Origin of the sequence: Pseudomonas kitaguniensis, from assembly GCF_049199985.1 — a bacterium.
GTDB classification, from domain to species: Bacteria; Pseudomonadota; Gammaproteobacteria; order Pseudomonadales; family Pseudomonadaceae; genus Aquipseudomonas; species Aquipseudomonas kitaguniensis.
In genome coordinates, this window is record NZ_JBLZPT010000056.1 from 1 (window position 1) to 537 (window position 537).

The 537-nt window shown below is 50.5% G+C and carries 1 pseudogene; it reads right to left on the reverse strand.

From position 1 onward, the window contains the following. Window positions 1-251: 251 nt before the first annotated feature. Window positions 252-537 (reverse strand): annotated as a pseudogene (locus tag ACOZK9_RS27340) (DUF4123 domain-containing protein); the annotation flags it as partial.

The following is a 537-nucleotide window of genomic DNA, read 5'->3' on the forward strand; positions in this document are numbered from 1 at the left end:
TGTGAGCGGTAGCTGCAGTTCCACAAGGTTCGCCGCGTTGCGTTCCTTGCTGCGAAAAGCTTTACGCTTAGAGCACATCTCACCAGATACAGATTCATAATGCGTAACCGCACCAACAGTAAAGTTTCCCGGCAATTCAGCCTGAAAAGTAAAGCTCTCCGTCTGCACTATCGAACAGCCCGAAAATACCAACCCTATTGCGCACGCAAACAAGCCCCGAAAGCACTGCGGATTAACCCTACCTAAAACCCTCACACTGATGACTCCCCAGACCAAAACTTCACTTCATTAAACAGGCGCTCGAAGTGAACCTGCGGTGCTTCGCCGTTATGAGGTAACCAATTTTTTATAAGCGGTGGCTCAGCTTCATTCAATTTATTGATAATCAAAAAATGCACCTGTTCAGGCGTCGACCATCCCCACTCCTGAGCCTGCGAGAGTTGTTCCGTCAGCCACTCGCCGGGGTCGTGGCGTTGGCTGAGTCGCATCAGGTCGTCGCTGTGTTCTGCCCACAGATACCGGTAAATATTCGACTGA